We start from the raw sequence: 370 nt of genomic DNA, 5'->3' as shown, positions 1-370 counted from the left end.
ACAGCAAGTATGGTGGAGCTAAGCGGGATCGAACCGCTGACCTCCTGCGTGCAAGGCAGGCGCTCTCCCAGCTGAGCTATAGCCCCATACAGTTACTGCAGAGACCACTACTACCACTCAACCGAGTTACATTCTTCATGAGAAGGATGCAATTTCTTTTCAGGCAAGGCATGCGGAAGGGACGTTTACTCAGGTAAACGACCGCGCGCATAACGCAGCATGAGAAGAAATTTGGTAGGCCTGAGTGGACTTGAACCACCGACCTCACCCTTATCAGGGGTGCGCTCTAACCACCTGAGCTACAAGCCTGTAGAGGTTTTTTCTGCTCGTGACTTTTTATCAGACAATCTGTGTGAGCACTGCGCGGGAA

2 tRNA genes are annotated in these 370 nt (G+C 51.9%); both read right to left on the bottom strand.

The window, feature by feature from the left end:
- Nucleotides 1-10 precede the first annotated feature (10 nt).
- Nucleotides 11-86: transfer RNA gene (locus OXR04_RS21515), tRNA-Ala, on the bottom strand.
- 146 nt (nt 87-232) lie between these two features.
- Nucleotides 233-309, bottom strand: a tRNA-Ile gene (locus OXR04_RS21510).
- Nucleotides 310-370 lie beyond the last annotated feature (61 nt).

This window comes from Pantoea sp. GM_Pan_3 (assembly GCF_026541045.1).
In the GTDB taxonomy this organism is placed as follows: Bacteria; Pseudomonadota; Gammaproteobacteria; order Enterobacterales; family Enterobacteriaceae; genus Pantoea; species Pantoea anthophila.
Note: the sequence above shows the minus strand (reverse complement) of the source record. Positions and strands in the feature narration are given on the sequence as shown.